The following is a 16,319-nucleotide window of genomic DNA, read 5'->3' as shown; positions in this document are numbered from 1 at the left end:
GCACGATGGCCGTCCCCGTCGTGATCACCACGCCAAGACCGCGAACCCCTAACTCCACCACCCCACGGGACGCGACCAGCGGAGAGGCCCGTGGTGGCCGGGGATGCGTGCGGGACGCACACGTTGCCAGGAGTCCGCCATGGCCCTCCGGCCGCCACGAGGGATGAGAATCCGTGCCGGGTGCGGCTCGGTGTGTCGCCGCGGGATGTATGCGTTCCGCACGCGGGGGCAGCAAAGCCACTTTCCGGCCCTCACAGGGCAGGAAAGTGGCTTTCCTGCCCTCCGCAACCCCGAGTGAACTGCGAGGTCGCCGCTCCCGGGCCTGGACCTGCCCGTGGCAGCGGACCTCCGCGCTGAAATGCGGAACTCGCCCGCCGGCACGTGGGACACTCACCGTGCTGGACGTGTCGACTCACCGTGCCGAAAGTGTCGACTCACCGTGCCGAAAGTGTCGACTCACCGTGCCGAAAGTGTCGACTCACCGTGCCAAAAGTGTCGACTCACCGTGCCATTGGTGTCGACTCGCCCACCGAGTACTCCGACTCGCGGACGACCCGCTCGACGAACGCTGGGCGCTGCGTCACACCGCGGTTGACCTCAAGTCGAGTTCAAGGGCGAAGGTCGGGTGGCTGTTGCGAACGATCGACGGAGGAGAATCCGTGTCCGAGTACACGCTGCCCGACCTGCCCTACGACTACTCCGCACTCTCGCCGCACATCGCCGGCGAGATCATGGAGCTGCACCACTCGAAGCACCACCAGACCTACGTGAACGGCCTCAACAGCACACTCGACCAGCTGGCCGAGGCCCGAGCCACCGGGTCGTTCGGGCCGGTCGCCGGGTTGGAGAAGTCGCTGGCCTTCAACCTCGGCGGCCACGTCAACCACTCGATCTTCTGGACGAACCTCTCCCCCGACGGCGGCGACAAGCCGACCGGTGCGCTCGCGGCGGCGATCGACGAGCAGTTCGGGTCGTTCGACGCGTTCCGCGCGCATTCCAGGCCAACGCGCTCGCCATCCAGGGGTCGGGCTGGTCGGTGCTGGGATGGGACCCGCTGGGCCGCAGGCTGCTGGTCTTCCAGCTCTACGACCAGCAGGCCAACATCCCCGCCGCCGTCGTGCCGCTCGTGCTGCTCGACATGTGGGAGCACGCCTTCTACCTGCAGTACCGCAACGTCAAGGCCGAGTACGTCGACGCGTGGTGGAACGTCGTCAACTGGGCCGACGCGCAGGCGCGGTTCGACGCCGTCGCCGGCTGACCCGGCGCGCGGGCAGCTCAGAGCGGCACGCGGCCCGGGAACACGTTCGCCGGGTCGCGCTGCTGCTTGAGCTCCCGCAGCCGGGTGAGGTTCGCCTCGCCGTACACCGACCGCGCCTCCAAGGGGGCGCGGTCGGTGCCGTACACGAGGTTGGGCAGCACCCCGAGGGTCCACGGCTCGGCCGCCGACATCAGCCGCTCGTGCACCGGCCGCGCCGACGCCGCATCGCCGCCGAACGCGGGCGAGACGAGGGAGAAGAGGTAGCCGGCCTCGCGGTGCCCGATCGCGGCCCCGAACTCCGGCTCCCTGGTCATCGCCCCACCCATGTGCTTGATCTGCACGACGCAGAGCACCGGCGCGGTCGGCCCGCCCAGCTCGACGGCCGCCGCGCCCACCGCCGGGGCCAGCTCGGTGAGCAGCGCGTTCGTGCCGGTGTAGGAGTGCGGCTGCGCCGGCTCGTTGTGGATCGTCCCGCTCTCGGTGAAGGGCAGCTCGCGCATGGTGTCGACGAGCGGCGTCCCGATCTCGCGCATCGGCGCGACCAGCTCCGCCCCCTCGGCGGCCGGGCCGGCGTGGGTCACGGCGAGCGTTCCCACGTAGCGCCCGCGCAGCTCCTCGGGGATCGCGGGGATGTCCGGGAACGGCATCAGCGCGACCGACGACGAGGTCGCCTCCGGCAGCCCGGCCGACCAGGAGCGGAACGCGTCGAGCAGCGCCGGCACGTCGTCGCCCGCGAACGAGAGCCGGCCGCCGTACACCGTCCGCAGCGGGACGAGCCCGATCTCCAGTGCGGTCGCGATCCCGAACGCGCTGCCGGCGCCGCGCAGCGCCCAGAGCAGGTCGGGGTCGTTGCCGCCGGTGACGTGGCGCAGCTCGCCGTCGGCGGTGACGAGGTCGACGGCGCGCAGGTGGTCGGCCGCGTAGCCGTAGCGGCGACTGAGCAGGCTGAGTCCGCCGCCGAGCGTGTAGCCGGCGACCCCGACGCCCGGGAACGAGCCGGAGAGCGGCGCGAGCCCGTGCACCGCAGCCTTCTCGACCACGTCGCCCCACCGGGCGCCGGCCTCGACCCGCGCCGTGCGGGTGGCGGGGTCGACGGTCACGCCGGCCATCCGGTTCGTGGTGACGACGATCCCGCCGTCGTCGGCGACGAGCCGGCCGTGGCCGGTCGACTGGACCGAGAGCGGCACCCCGCGGCCGGCCGCGGCGCGGACGGCGGCCTGCACGTCCGCCGTCCCGGTAGCGCCGACCACCAGCTCCGGGCGGTGCTGCACACCGAGCTGGAAGCCGGAGAGCTCCTCGTCGAATCCGGGCTCGTCCGGCCGGAACACCGGTCCCGCTGTGGTGATCTTCGTTGTCATGGGACCCACGCTAGAAGCCCTTGAGGACAGCATCGGTCCTCAAGCAGTGTCAGAATCGTCGATGTGACGACCACCATGCCCGCCCGGCTCTTGCGCCTGCTGGCGCTCCTGCAGGGCCGCCGCGAGTGGCCCGGTGGCGAGCTGGCCGCACGGCTCGGCGTGACCACGCGGACCGTCCGCCGCGACGTCGACCGGTTGCGTGAGCAGGGCTATCCCGTCGACAGCACGACGGGCACCGCCGGCGGCTACCGGCTCGCCGCCGGCACCGAGCTGCCGCCGCTGCTCCTCGAGGACGACGAGGCGGTGGCGGTGGCGCGCGGGCTGATCGTCGCGTCCGGCACCGACGAGGCTGCGATGCGCGCGCTGGCAAAGCTGAGCCAGGTGCTGCCGGCCCGGCTGCGCAACGCGGCGGCTGCAGTTGCCGAGGCGACGGTCTCGCTGCACAGCAGCCCCCGCACGCACATCGACCCCGGCCTGCTCACGACGCTCGCCACGGCGTGCCGCGACCACGAGCTGCTCACGTTCGCCTACGAGCGCCGCGACGGCGCCGCGTCCCGCCGACGGGTGGAGCCGTACCGCCTGGTCGCCGTGGTGGGGCTCTGGTACCTGGTGGCGTTCGACGTCGAGCGGGACGACTGGCGCACGTTCCGCGTCGACCGCCTCACCGATCCGACCCCGACGAAGCTGCGGTTCCGGCCGCGCGAGCTGCCGGAGGAGGGGATCGGGGCGCACATCGTCGCCGGCGCGTTGAACGCGTCGTACCGCTTCTCCGGCGTGGCACTCGTGCAGGCACCCGCGGCGGAGGTGCTCGCCCGGCTGCACAACCCGCTGCCGGGCAAGGTCGAGGAGGTGGACGAGCGGACCTGCCGCGTGCGGCTGGGCTCGCACAACCTCTCGCAGATCGTGGCCGAGGTCGCTGCGTTCGAGGCCGACTTCACGCTGCCCGACGCCCCCGAGCTGGCCGGCCACCTGCACGACTTCGCCCAGCGACTGGACCGTCTGCGACCCCCGTAACGCCGGGGCTGGGGAGGGCAGGAAAGCCACTTTCCTGCCCTGTGAGGGCCGGAAAGTGGCTTTCCTGCCCTCGCGGGCGCAACGCACCCCCCGGCCACCTGGTGGGCCGGATGGGGTGGCCGGCTCAGGTGTCCGCGAGCACCACCATCGCCGCGTTGCGGCCGTTCACGCCGATGACGCTCCCGCCGGGGTGGGTTGCGGCACCGCAGAGGTACAGGCCCGGCACCGGGGTCCGCGGCGCGAAGCGGCGGTCCCACATCTGGTCGGGGAGGCAGTCGCCCTGGAAGATGTGGCCGCCGGTGAGGCCGATGCCCGCCTCGATGTCGGGTGGGCCGAGCACCTCGCGGTGGACGATGCAGTCGGCGATGTCCGGGGCGAAGCGGGCGACCTCGGCGATCGCGGCGTCGCCGATCTCCTCGCGGCGGGTCGCCCAGCTGCCTCCGGCGAGCTCGTAGGGCGCGTACTGGGCGAAGACGCTCATCACGTGCATGCCGTCCGGCGCGACCGTCCGGTCGTAGTGCGACGGGAAGTAGACCTCGGCCCACGACGGCGCCGCCCGGCCGGCCACGGCCTGCTCGAACGCCGCCTGGGTGGCCTCGATGCCGGAGGTGATCGTCACCATGGCCCGGTACGGGTGGTCGGAGCCGGGCGCGGCGCGGAAGCGGGGCAGCGCGCGCAGCCCACAGTTGATCTTCACGACCGGGCTGGACGACCGCCATGCGTCCACCCGCGACCGCCACTCGGCGGGCAGCTCACCCGCGCAGAGCGCCGCCGTGCGCTTGGGGTCGGCGTTGGAGACGACGGTCGCAGCCCTGATCAGCTCGCCGCCGGCCAGCCGCACACCCTCCCCCGGCTCCACCGCCCCGACCTCGACGCCGGAGGCGAGCACCGCCCCGTGCTCGACGGCGGCGTCGGCGAGGGCGAACGACACCCTGCCGGTGCCGCCGCGCACGTAGCCCCAGCGGCCGTCGGCGAGCGTGCCCATCGAGTGCATCGCGTGCACGGCGGCGGTGCCCGGGTCGCGCGGCCCGGCCCACGTCCCGATCACACCCTGCCCGTGCAGCAGCGCACGCAGCCGCTCGTCGGCGACGTGCTCCTCCACGACGTCGGCGATCGAGCGGTGCAGCAGCACGTCGAGCGCCTCCTGGTCGTGCCCGAGCAGCTCCGCCAGCTCCGCGCGGTCGGGGCTGTCGCCGAGCCAGCTGTCGCGCGGGCCGGTGCGCAGCGCGAGGCGGATCCGCTCGAACAGCGCCTCGTAGCGGCGGAAGCCGTCGACGTCCGCCGGCGCCAGCGCCGCCACCTCCGCCTCGGTGCGCTCGGCGTCGGACCAGAGCGCGATCGACGTCCCGTCGGGGAACGGGCACCAGAGGCTCGGGTCGAGCATCGCGAGGTCGAACCCGTGGCGGCGCAGGCCCAGCTCGTCGACGACCAGCGGGTGCAGCAGCCCGACGACGTACGCGCAGGGGCTGATCACGAACCGCTCGTCGGCGAACGGCCGCTCCAGCGTCGCGGCCCCGCCGAGCTGCTCGCGCCGTTCCAGCACGAGCACCGAGCGGCCGGCGCGGGCGAGGTAGGCGGCCGCGGTCAGTCCGTTGTGGCCGCCGCCGACCACAACCACGTCCCATCGACGCGCCGCCAGCTCGGTGATCGGCATCGGGAGCCCGACCTTGCCGGAAACCTGCTGCACCGTCATGTCCGGCGACGCTACCGTCCGACGGTGATCGCCGAGGCCCGGATCGAACACCGTCAACATGATCATCGGACCCGGATGGAGTGGGGTCTCGTGGGCGCCGAGCTGCTGGCGGCCGAGTGCGCGGTGGTGATCGTGATCGACGTGCTGTCGTTCAGCACGTCCGTCGACATCGCCGTCGGGCGCGGCGCTGCGGTGCTGCCGCAGCGCCACTCCGATCCCGACGTCATCCGGGCCGCCGAGGCGGCCGGGGCCGTCCCGGCGGGCGCGCGCGAAGGTCGAGGGCCGTCGTTGCGCCCGGCGTCGCTGACCACGCTGGAGCCGGGCACGCGCCTCGGGCTGCCCTCACCCAATGGCGCGACGCTCTGCGCGGCCGTCGCCGCTGGGCCGGCGGTGCTCTTCGCGGGTTCGCTGCGCAACGCGTCGGCGGTGGCCGCGGCAGCGCTCGATGCCTCGGCCGGTGGCCCGATCGGTATCGTTCCCGCTGGTGAGCGCTGGCCCGACGGCACGCTGCGCCCCGCGATCGAGGACGTGCTGGGCGCCGGCGCGATCGCCGCAGGCCTGCCGGACCGGTCGATCGAGGCCGAGCTCGCCGTCGCGCAGTTCGAGGTGGCCCGGCAGCGCGAGCTGGCCGACGTGCTCGCCGGGGCCTCGTCGGGGCGGGAGCTGATCGCCGACGGGTACGCGGCCGACGTCCGGCTCGCGGCGCAGCTCGACACGAGCGACGCAGCCCCCCGCTTGCGCGACGGGTTCCTCTGCTGACGCCAGGATGGCCCCCAGGATGAGCCCGAGAACGAGCCCTGTGGACGGCACCTGGACCGAAGTCGCCGACGGGGTGCTCGCCCGCCGGCACACCGAGCTGGACCTGACCACCGGCGTCGTGCTGGGCACCGAGCGCACGCTGGTGATCGACACCCGCGGCGACGCGCGGCAGGGTGCCGAGCTCGCCGCGGCCGTGCGCGCGCTGACCCCGCTGCCCTGGACGGTCGTGATCACGCACGCGCACTTCGACCACTGCTTCGGCACGACCGCCTTCCTCCCGGCGCCCGTGCTCGCGACCCCGGGCTGCCGCACGGCGATCGTCGCGAGCGCTGCGGCGCAGCGGCGGGATTGGGTCGCGCACTACCGCGGCACCGGCGACAGCACGACGGCGGACGCGCTGGCGGCGACGGAACCGGTGCTCCCGGATCCCGCCCCGGCCACGCTCGACCTCGGCGGGCGCAGCGTCGAGCTGCTGCACCTCGGCGCCGGGCACACCGACCACGACCTCGTCGTGCACGTGCCCGACGCGGGCGTCGTGTTCGCGGGCGACCTCGTCGAGCAGGGGGCGCCGCCCGACCTCGGCGACGCCGACCTCGCCGCCTGGCCGCACACCCTCGACGCGCTGCTGGGGCTGCGCCCACGGACGATCGTGCCCGGCCACGGCGACCCCGTCGACCCGGCGTTCGTGGCCGAGCAACGCGATCAGCTCGCGACCGTCGCCGCGCTGCACGCCGCCGTCGCCCGCGGTGAGCTGACGGCGGCCGCCGCGGCCGAGCGCTCGCCGTACCCCGGGGTGCGCTGGCCGGAATGACACACCGTGATGGAGGCTTCTCTGCACCTCCTCGACGGTGCAGGCTCCCTGCGTGCCGAGACGACGTCGGGTGACCTGCCGGCAAACCCACCGCAACATTCGAGCCATAGCGTCCCGCCCATGAGCGATCTCCCTCTCCTCGGCGCGGAGGAGGAGTTCCACGTCGTCGACCTGGCGACCCGCCGCTCCGCCCCCGAGGTCGACGCGCTGCTCGCGCAGCTGGACGGTGCCGAGTTCGCTCCCGAGCTGCAGCGCTCGCTCGTCGAGACGAACACGCCGGTCTGCGCGACGCTCGACGACCTGCGCCACCACCTGCAGCGGCTGCGCGGCAAGCTGGAGTCGGCCGCGCGGCCGCTCGGGCTCGGTGTGGTTGCGGCGGGCACGGTGCCGCTGGTCGACACGACGAGCGACGCGATCTCGGCGGGCGCGCGCTACGAGCGCATGCAGCACGAGTACCAGATGCTGGTCGCCGAGCAGCACATCTGCGGCGCGCAGATCCACGTCGACGTGCCCGACCGGGACGTCGCGGTGCAGGTCGTGCGCCGGGTCGCGCCCTACCTGCCGACGCTGCTCGCGATCTCCGCGAGCTCGCCGTACTGGCGCGGCCGCGACAGCGGGTACGCGAGCTTCCGCAGCATGGTGTGGTCGCGCTGGCCGACGGCCGGGCCGCCCGGCCATGTGGAGACGGCGGCGGACTACGACTCGATGGTCGCCGAGCTGATCGCGTCGGGCACGATCAGCGACCCCGGGATGGTCTACTTCGACATCCGGCCGAGCGCCCACCTGCCGACCGTCGAGCTGCGGGTGTGCGACGCGTGCCCGCACGTCGACGACGTCGTGCTGATCGCCGGCCTGTTCCGCGCGCTCGTCGGCAAGGCCCGCCAGGACCTCGACGACGGGCTGCCGCTGCCCGAGTCCCGCCACGAGCTGCTGCGCGCCGCGAGCTGGCGGGCCGCGCGGTCAGGGCTCGAAGGCGACCTCGTCGACCTCGTCGGGCCGTCGCTGGTGGCCCCTCCGCTGGTGATCGGACAGCTCGTCGACCAGCTCCGCCCCTTCCTCGAAGAGCTCGGCGACTGGGAGCAGGTGCTGGAGCTGTCGCGGGCCGCGCTGGCTCGGGGCAGCGGGGCCGCGCTGCAGCGCAGGGCGTTCGGCCGGCGCGGTGAGCTGGTCGACGTCGTCGACGCGCTGATCGAGCACACGCAGGGCCGCGTGCCCGCGCACGAGCCGCCCACGACGGTGCCGGACACCCCGCAGCTGCTGGCCGCCTACCACCCGACCTCCTACGACGAGGCCGTCAGCGCCGGCAGCCAGGTGTTGCCGCACTACGGGTGGATGTTCCGGACGCTCGACCGGCTCGGGCCGCGTGGCCTGCTCGCGGCCGAGGCGGCGCTGCGCACGGAGCAGAAGGCCCGCGACGTGACGTTCCGCGTCGGCGACGGCGAGCCCGACCGGCTCTTCCCGCTCGACCTCGTGCCGCGGATCGTCACGGCCGAGGACTGGGCGGGCCTGACCGCGGGGCTTGAGCAGCGGGTTCGCGCGCTGGAGGCGTTCATCCGCGACGTGTACGGCGAGCGCGCCATCGTGACCGACGGGGTGATCCCGGCGTCGGTCGTCGACAACGCGCCGGGCCGCAGCCGTCTCGGCAAGCTCTCCCCCGCCGACGCCGTGCGGATCGCGGTGGCCGGGATCGACCTGGTGCGCGACCGAGCCGACCGCTGGCTCGTGCTGGAGGACAACCTGCGGGTGCCGTCCGGGATCGGGTACGCGGTGATGAGCCGGCGGCTGATCCGCAGCGCGATGCCCGACCTCGAGCCGCCCGCCGGTGTCGTGCCGCTGGAGGAGGTCCCGGACCAGCTGCACAACGCGGTGCTCTCCGTCACCGAACCGGACGAGCCGGGCCACGACGAGGTCGCGCTGCTCTCCGCGGGCTCGCGCGACTCGGCGTTCTTCGAGCACCGCCTGCTCGCCGAGCGGATGGGCGTCCCGCTCGTCACACCGCGCGAACTGCAGGTCACCGAGCACGGCGTGTACCTCGTCGGCACCGGGGCGCGGCGACGGCTCTCGGCGCTGTACCGGCGGCTCGACGAGCGCGATCTGCTCGCCGCCCGTGGCGCCGACCAGCGGCTGATCGGGCGCGCGATCGGCAACGCCGTGGCCCGGGGCAGGGTCGCGATGCTGAACGCGCTGGGCAACGGTGTGGCCGACGACAAGCTCGTCTACGCGTACGTGCCGGCGATGATCGCGTACTACCTCGGCGAGGACGTGCTGCTCGACAACGTCCCCACCTACCCTTGCGTCGACCCCGAGCGGCGCGCCGAGGTGCTCGACCGCCTCGACGAGCTGGTGCTGAAGCCCGTCGACGGTTACGGCGGGCAGGGCATCGTCATCGGACCGCACGCCGAACCGGCCGAGCTCGCGGACGTCGGCGCGGCGATCCGGGCGAACCCGGCCGGCTGGGTGGCGCAGGACCTCGTCCAGCTCTCGACGCACCCGACGTTCAGCGAGGGCAAGCTCGAACCGCGCGCTGTGGACCTGCGCGCATTCGTCCTGCAGTCGCGGCGGGGAACAGGCACGCACGTCGAGGTGCTCCCCGCCGCCCTGAGCCGGGTCGCGCCGGCGGGCAGCCTGATCGTCAACTCGTCGCGGGGCGGGGGCGCGAAGGACACCTGGGTGTTGCGGTGACGGCGGGCGGATCAACCCCGGACGAGGCGGCTCGTGTAGCCCCGGTCGACCAGGCGCGAGTAGGCCTGCTCGACCTCCAGCGGGACGTCCTGCTCGGCCGCGAAGCCGTGCTTCGGGTATTCGAGGATCCGTTGCAGGTCCCCGACCACGTTGTCGATCACGAGCCGCGCATCGCCGATCTTCGCCGCGTAGTCGGGCAGCGGCGCGGGATCCGAGGCACACCGCACCTCGATCTCCGGCCAGACCTTCGCCGCGGTCACGAACGCGCGGCGCTGCATGTACGGCTTGCAGATCACCAGCGCCGTCCGGAGCCGCAGGCCGGCGGCGGCGACCAGCTCGCGGGTGAACACGAAGTTCTCGCCGGTGTGGGTTGCCCGGTCCTCGACGAGGATGGCCGTGTCGGGCACGCCCAGCTCCAGCGCGCGTTCGCGGAACTGGACCGCCTCGCCCCTGGGGAACCAGCTCCGTGTCGACGGGCTCGTGTCGCCGGTGAACACGACCAGTGGGAACAAGCCGGCGTGGAACAGCTCGGCGGTGCGCACCGCGACGCCGATGTCGTGGCTGCCCAGCCCGATCGCCAGGTCGCACGGCGTGAGCTCGTGGCACATCAGGTGGAAGTCCCACACGAGCTGGGCGTCGGCCCAGTCGGCCCTGGTTGGTTCGGCACTGCTCGGTTCGGCGCCGCTCGGGTCCGTCCCAGGCACCGTCAGAGGCTCGCGATGGCGGCGATGAGCGGTTCGGGATCCGGCTGCTCGCCGGTGCCCTGGAAGATCACGGTGTCGGCGCCGGCCTCGTGGAACTCCTGCGCCCGCTGCGCGATCTGCTCCCCCAGGTCGGCGGCCGACGTGTCCAGCTCGTGATAGGCCGCGATCCGCGGGGCGCCCTCGCGACCCGCGGCGGCCCGACCTGCGGTGACGGCCTCGGCGCCGGCCCGCACACCGTCGACGGAGAGGCCGGAGTCGAGCAGGACGCCGTCGGCGACCTCGCCGGCCAGGTGCAGCGTCTTCGGGCCGCGGGCGCCGATCAGCACCGGCGGCACCTGCGCCGGCGGCCAGTCGAGCGCGACCCGTTCCAGGTGCACGAACCGGCCGTCGACGTCGACGGTCTCGCCCTGCAGGAGCGCCCGCACCGCGCCCGTGTACTCGCGCAGCAGCGTCATCGGCGACGGCACACCGGCGCCGACCTGCGCCATCCAGTCCAGCACCCCGTGCCCGAGGCCGGGGACGAACCGGCCGGGGAACAGGCGCGCGAGCGTCGCGATCTCCATCGCGGCGAGCGCGGGGTTGCGCAGCGGCACCGGCAGCAGCCCGACGCCGACGGTCAGGTCGCGGCTCCAGGCGAGCGCGGCCGCCGCGGTGGTCAGGCCGCCTTCGAGGAAGCAGTCCTCCCAGACCCACAGCTCCGCGACACCCGCCGCCTCCGCCGACTCCACCACCCGGCGCAGGTCTTCTGGAGGGGACTGCGGCCGGAAGACGACACCGAGCTTCGGAGCGATCATGGGCCCATTCCACCACGATGAGCCGGACCCAAGGAGGCAACCATGTGCGGTATCGCCGGGGAGATCCGGTTCGACGACGGGCAGCCCGACGTCGATGCCGTCGGCAGGATGACTGCGGCGCTGCAACCACGCGGACCGGACGGCGCCGGCCTGCACAGCGCCGGGGCGACCGCGCTCGGCCACCGCCGCCTCAAGATCATCGATCTGTCCGAGCGCGGTGCGCAGCCCATGGTCGACCCCGAGCTCGGCCTGACCGCGGTGTTCAACGGCTGCATCTACAACTACCGCGAGCTGCGCGCCGAGCTGGAGGGCTTTGGCTACCGGTTCTTCTCCGAGTCCGACACCGAAGTGATCCTCAAGTCCTTCCACAGGTGGGGATCGCGGTGCGTCGACCGGTTCCTCGGCATGTTCGCGTTCGCCGTCGCCGAGCGCGATACCGGCGTGCTGACGCTGGCCCGCGACCGGCTCGGGATCAAGCCGCTGTACGTCGACGAGTCGGCCGACCGGCTCCGGTTCGCCTCGACGCTGCCTGCGCTGTTGGCGGGCGGCGGCGTCGACACGTCGATCGACCCGGTCGCGCTGCACCACTACATGACGTTCCACTCGGTCGTCCCCGCGCCGCGCACGATCCTGGCCGGCGTCAAGAAGCTCCCGCCGGCGACGATCCGGACGATCCGCGCCGACGGCACGTCGAGCGAGCACGTCTACTGGCGTCCCGACCACACCCGGCGAGCGGGCGACGCGGCCATGACCGAACGGGACTGGCGCGACGCCGTGCTCGAAGCGCTGCGGCTGGCCGTGCGCAGGCGAATGGTCGCCGACGTCCCGGTCGGAGTGCTGCTGAGCGGCGGCATCGATTCGTCGCTGGTCGTCGCCCTGCTGGCGCAGGAGGGGCAGACCGGGCTGAAGACGTTCAGCGTCGGCTTCCACGCGACGGCGGGCGAATCCGGCGACGAGTTCGCCTACTCCGACCTCGTCGCCGACCACTTCGCCACCGACCACCAGCAGATACTCGTCGAGCCGTCGCGGATGCTGCCGGCCGTCGACAGCACGATCGCGGCGATGTCCGAGCCGATGGTCAGCCACGACTGCGTGGCGTTCCACCTGCTCTCCGAGGAGGTCGCGAAGTCGGTCACCGTGGTCCAGTCGGGGCAGGGCGCCGACGAGGTCTTCGCGGGGTATGCCTGGTACCCACCGCTGGCCGGCGTGCCCAGGCACAGAGCGGCCGCCGAGTACGCCGCCGTCTTCACCGACCGGTCGCACGCCGCGCTCGCCGAGATCCTGGAGCCGGACTGGCTGCTCGAACACGACCCGAGCCGGGCGTTCGTCGACGCGCACTTCGCCGAACCCGGCGCCGACGAGGCGCTCGACGCGGCGCTGCGGATCGACTCGACGGTCATGCTGGTCGACGACCCGGTGAAGCGCGTCGACAACATGACGATGGCGTGGGGCCTCGAAGCGCGGGTCCCGTTCCTCGACCACGAGCTCGTCGAGCTGGCGGCGGCCTGCCCGCCCGCGCTCAAGCTCGCCCAGGGTGGCAAGGGTGTGGTGAAGGCGGCCGCGCGCGGCGTCGTCCCGGACGGCGTCATCGACCGACCCAAGGGCTACTTCCCCGTCCCCGCGATCCGCCACCTCGAAGGGCCGTTCCTCGAACGGGTGCGCGCCGCCGTCACCGATCCCGTCGCGAAGGCGAGGGGCCTGGTCCGCACCGACTGGCTGGATGCGATGCTCGCAGATCCGAACAGCAAGCGGACCAACCTCGGCTCGAACGCGTTGTGGCAGGTGGCGTTGCTGGAGATGTGGCTGCAGGAGATGAGGATCTAGTTGGTTGAGGGCACGGGGCTGTTCGGCCCGGCGTACACGCAGCCGGGGCTGTCCCCGGACGGCACGCGGCTCGCGTGGGTGTCCGACCGCGGCGGCCGGCCGCAGCTCTGGGTGGCGCCGCTGCCGGCCGACGGCCCGCTCGACGAGCCGCACGAGCCGCTCCTGCCCGACACCGACGTCGTTGCGCTGACCTGGTCGCCCGACAGCTCCTCGATCGCCGTGCAGATCGCGCCGTTCGGGGGCGAGCGCACCAGGGTCCGGATAGTCGACGCGGCCACGGGCGCCGGCCGCGACCTCGCGACGGGCGCCGCGGCGGCGACCCTCGGCGCGTGGTCGCCGACCGGGCGTCAACTGGGGATCACGATCCTGTCCGAGCACAGGAACGACGGGCAGGCCTGCCTCGTCGACCTCCGCGACGGCACGTCCACGGTGCTCACGAGCGGGCCCGCCGCCAAGGTCTGCGCCGTGAGCGGCGACGGGCGCCGCGCCGTCATGCGCACCGGAAAGCGCGGTGCGCGCGGGCTGGAGCTCGTCGACCTGCGCTCGGGACGGCGCACGAACCTGCTGCCGGGCGGCGCGCTCGTCGCCGAGGCGCGGTTCGGGATCACCGGGCACCAGCTGTACGTCCACACCGACGCCGGCCGTGACCGGGCCGCGCTGCTCGCGGTCACACTGCGGGGATCGGCGGTCTCGGGCGTCTACCCGGTGGCGGAGCGGGACGGCGACGACCTGGACATGGTGGCGCTCGACCCGGCCGGCGCCCGGGCGGCGCTGGTCTGGAACGTCGGCGGCCGCAGCGAGCTGGAGCTGCTCGACCTGCGCTCCGGCCGGCTCGAACCCGGCCCGCCGATCCCCGGCGACGTCGTCACCGGCGCCGGGTTCACCCGCGACGGGCGGGCGCTGGTCGTCGCGAGCGAGGGCCCGACCGTCCCACCTCGGATCTCCCGGGCCGGGCTCGGCTCGACGGTCACCGAGCCTTTGCTCCCTGCGGCGCCGGCCGTCACGTCAGGGCTCGTGGATCCGGTGCCGCACACGTTCCGGGCCGACGACGGGCTCACTCTCTCGGGCTGGCTGCTCCGCCCGGCCGGCGCCGTCGGGCCGGGCCCGACGATCATCTGGCTGCACGGCGGCCCGGAATCGCAGGAGCGGCCGACCGCACAGCCGCTCTTCCAGGCGCTGGTGGCGGCGGGGATCTCGGTCTTCGCCCCGAACGTGCGCGGGTCGAGCGGCTACGGGCGGCGCTTCGCTGCGGCCGACGACCTCGACCGCCGGTTCGCCGCGATCGCCGACGTCCGCGCCGCGGCCGACCACCTGACCAGCGCCGGGCTGGCGGATCCGGACCGGCTGGGTGTCGCGGGCCGCTCCTACGGCGGCTACCTGACGCTGGCGGCGCTCGCGGCGTACCCGGAACGGTTCGCCGTGGGCGTCGACATCTGCGGCATGTCGGACCTCGCCTCGTTCTTCGCCCACACCGAGCCGTGGATCGCGAGCGCCGCGACGACGAAGTACGGCGACCCGGATGTCGACGCCGCGCTCCTGCGTGAGCTCTCGCCGCTGCACCGGGCGGACCGGATCAGGGCTCCGCTGCTCGTCGTGCACGGCGAGCACGACACCAACGTCCCGATGATCGAGGCGACTCAGATCGTCGAGGCGCTGCGCGCGCACGGCCGCACACCCGAGCTGCTCCGGTTCGCCGACGAGGGGCACGAGATCCACGACCGGGCCAACCGCGAGGTCTTCGTCCGCGCTGTGGTGGCGTGGGTGGCAGCGGCGCTGCTCTCGCCGCGCCCGGCGGCGGCTATCCCTGCGAGAAGTCTTCCATGATCATGACGCCGTTCGGCCTGTTGATGACGAAGCTGTAGGGCTCGCTGCTCGTCGTGCCGTCCTTCCGGACGAACACCACGGTGGCGCGGACGAAGTCGGGCCCGGTCTCCCGAGGGTTGTCCAACCGCACCGAATCGAACTGGGCCCAGAAGCTGTCGAAGCCGGCCCGCCCGTTCGACTTGGCTTGCGCACGGGGGCTCAGCATCGCCCACGCGGCCTCGGTGTTGCCCGGAAGCTGGGCGTAGTAGTTCTGGACGTAGGCGATCGCATTGTCCGCCGCCGGCGGGGCCGTGGTCTGGGCAGTGGTTGTCGGAGCGCCGGTCGGCGGGGCGGCAGCGCTGGGCCCGGCGGAGGTGCTCGGCTCCGCGCCGGTGCCCGTGCCCTGGCTCGCCAGGTTGTTGTTGGCGCTGAGCATCGCGGCGGTGGCGCCGCCCGCGAGCGCGAGCACCGCAACACCGGCGATCAGCAGCATCGTCCGGCGCCGGCGGCGGGTCGCGGCCGGAGCGGGCGGTCGGCCGGCGGGAACCGGGCCGGCCGCCGCGGGCCGGGCCGGCGGGGTGGGCGGGACGTCGGCCATCGTGGGCGGCCCGCCATCGGGGTCCAGCAGCGCGGTGCCGCCGCCGAGCTGGATCGGGCTGCCGCCGTCGAGCGCGGCCAGCGCGTCGCGCGCCTGCGCCGCCGACGGGCGGTCCTCCGGGTCGGCGCTGAGCAGCCGCATGATGATTCCGGTGAGCTGCCCGGCGTGCTTCGGCGGCGGCACGTACCCGGTGGCAACCTTGTGCAGCAGCGCGTAGGCGTTGTCGTCGAGCCCGAACGGCGGGGTGCCCTCGACGGTGGCGTAGAGGGTGGCGCCGAGCGCGAACACGTCGGACGCCGAGGTCGGGGTGCGGCCCTGTGCGACCTCCGGCGAGAGGAACGCCGGGGTGCCCGCGATGAGGCCGGTGCGAGTGAGCTGCACGTCGTCGACGGCGCGCGACACCCCGAAGTCGGTGAGCTTGACCCGCCCGTCCTCACCGATCAGAACGTTGCCGGGCTTGATGTCGCGGTGCACCACACCGGCCAGGTGGGCGGCCGCGAGCCCGTCGGCGACGTCACGGCCGATCTTCGCGGCCTCCGACGGCGAGAGCGGACCCTTCTCCGCGATCACCGCCGAGAGCGACTTCGACGGCAGGTACTCCATGACCAGCCACGGTCGGTCGTCGTGGACGACGACGTCGAACATGCTGATGACGTGCGGGTGCTGCAACCTGGCGCCGATCCGGCCCTCGCGCAGGATGCGCTGCCGCGACTCCTCGAGTGCGTCGCCACCCGCCACCGTGGGCGGCGCGGCCGCCGCGAGCAGCTCCTTCACCGCCACCGTGCGGTTGAGCAGCTCGTCGGTGCCGCGCCATACAGCACCCATGGCGCCGGCGCCTATCCGCTCGTCGAGGCGATAGCGGCCACCGACTCGGACAGGCTCAGCGGTGGGCGCTTCCTCAGTCATCTTGACCAGGGTAGCGAGGACCCCCGTCAGCCCGCCGTCAGCTCCCCACCCGAGCGGGTGTGGCCGTGCACACGGCGGGGGGAACGCCGGCGCGTCGTGGCCCGACGGGGCCGGC

The 16,319-nt window shown here is 73.6% G+C and carries 11 protein-coding genes and 1 pseudogene; 7 read left to right on the top strand and 5 right to left on the bottom strand.

Going from position 1 to position 16,319, the window contains the following annotated elements; all coding sequences use genetic code 11:
- The first annotated feature begins 659 nt into the window (after positions 1-659).
- Positions 660-1,258 (top strand): annotated as a pseudogene (locus LL648_RS21195) (superoxide dismutase).
- A 17-nt stretch (positions 1,259-1,275) separates the two neighbouring features.
- On the opposite strand, the gene LL648_RS21190 reads toward LL648_RS21195, so the two are convergent.
- Positions 1,276-2,616 carry an FAD-binding oxidoreductase gene (locus tag LL648_RS21190; RefSeq protein WP_232664368.1) on the bottom strand — a complete coding sequence of 447 codons (1,341 nt, stop codon included), beginning with the start codon at positions 2,614-2,616 and terminating at the stop codon, positions 1,276-1,278.
- Positions 2,617-2,679: 63 nt separating this feature from the next.
- On the opposite strand from LL648_RS21190, the gene LL648_RS21185 reads away from it, so the two are divergent.
- Entirely contained in the window at positions 2,680-3,630 is a 951-nt protein-coding gene (locus LL648_RS21185) for a helix-turn-helix transcriptional regulator (protein WP_232664367.1), read from the top strand.
- Positions 3,631-3,754: 124 nt separating this feature from the next.
- Here LL648_RS21185 and LL648_RS21180 read toward each other — a convergent pair whose 3' ends face one another.
- Positions 3,755-5,323: a phytoene desaturase family protein gene (locus LL648_RS21180; protein WP_232664366.1), complete on the bottom strand. Its 1,569-nt coding sequence runs from the start codon at positions 5,321-5,323 to the stop codon at positions 3,755-3,757.
- 24 nt (positions 5,324-5,347) lie between these two features.
- On the opposite strand from LL648_RS21180, the gene LL648_RS21175 reads away from it, so the two are divergent.
- The 3 genes from LL648_RS21175 to LL648_RS21165 all read left to right on the top strand — a co-directional run bounded on the left by LL648_RS21175 (position 5,348) and on the right by LL648_RS21165 (position 9,575).
- Positions 5,348-6,082, top strand: a complete 735-nt coding sequence (locus tag LL648_RS21175; RefSeq protein ID WP_232664365.1) for a 2-phosphosulfolactate phosphatase — start codon at positions 5,348-5,350, stop codon at positions 6,080-6,082.
- Between the two features lie 19 nt (positions 6,083-6,101).
- Positions 6,102-6,893, top strand: a complete 792-nt coding sequence (locus LL648_RS21170; RefSeq protein WP_441344307.1) for an MBL fold metallo-hydrolase — start codon at positions 6,102-6,104, stop codon at positions 6,891-6,893.
- Between the two features lie 120 nt (positions 6,894-7,013).
- Positions 7,014-9,575, top strand: a complete 2,562-nt coding sequence (locus LL648_RS21165; protein WP_232664363.1) for a carboxylate--amine ligase/circularly permuted type 2 ATP-grasp protein — start codon at positions 7,014-7,016, stop codon at positions 9,573-9,575.
- A gap of 11 nt (positions 9,576-9,586) precedes the next feature.
- Here the strand turns inward: LL648_RS21165 and LL648_RS21160 are convergent, their stop codons facing one another.
- Positions 9,587-10,279, bottom strand: a complete 693-nt coding sequence (locus LL648_RS21160; protein ID WP_308190366.1) for a YdcF family protein — start codon at positions 10,277-10,279, stop codon at positions 9,587-9,589.
- Positions 10,280-10,281: 2 nt separating this feature from the next.
- Positions 10,282-11,073, bottom strand: a complete 792-nt coding sequence (locus LL648_RS21155; protein WP_232664362.1) for an LLM class flavin-dependent oxidoreductase — start codon at positions 11,071-11,073, stop codon at positions 10,282-10,284.
- A gap of 42 nt (positions 11,074-11,115) precedes the next feature.
- On the opposite strand from LL648_RS21155, the gene LL648_RS21150 reads away from it, so the two are divergent.
- Together LL648_RS21150 and LL648_RS21145 are read left to right on the top strand one after the other, a co-directional pair.
- Positions 11,116-12,897: an N-acetylglutaminylglutamine amidotransferase gene (locus LL648_RS21150; protein WP_232664361.1), complete on the top strand. Its 1,782-nt coding sequence runs from the start codon at positions 11,116-11,118 to the stop codon at positions 12,895-12,897.
- Positions 12,898-14,721 (top strand): S9 family peptidase, encoded by a 1,824-nt coding sequence (locus tag LL648_RS21145; RefSeq protein ID WP_232664360.1) that lies wholly within the window; start codon positions 12,898-12,900, stop codon positions 14,719-14,721.
- On the opposite strand, the gene LL648_RS21140 is transcribed toward LL648_RS21145, so the two are convergent.
- Positions 14,696-16,204 carry a serine/threonine-protein kinase gene (locus LL648_RS21140; RefSeq protein ID WP_232664359.1) on the bottom strand — a complete coding sequence of 503 codons (1,509 nt, stop codon included), beginning with the start codon at positions 16,202-16,204 and terminating at the stop codon, positions 14,696-14,698. The genes LL648_RS21145 and LL648_RS21140 overlap by 26 nt on opposite strands.
- Positions 16,205-16,319: the final 115 nt, after the last annotated feature.

Source organism: Pseudonocardia sp. TRM90224 (assembly GCF_021245725.1).
Taxonomy (GTDB): Bacteria; Actinomycetota; Actinomycetes; order Mycobacteriales; family Pseudonocardiaceae; genus Pseudonocardia.
This window is presented reverse-complemented; position numbering and strand designations above follow the sequence as displayed.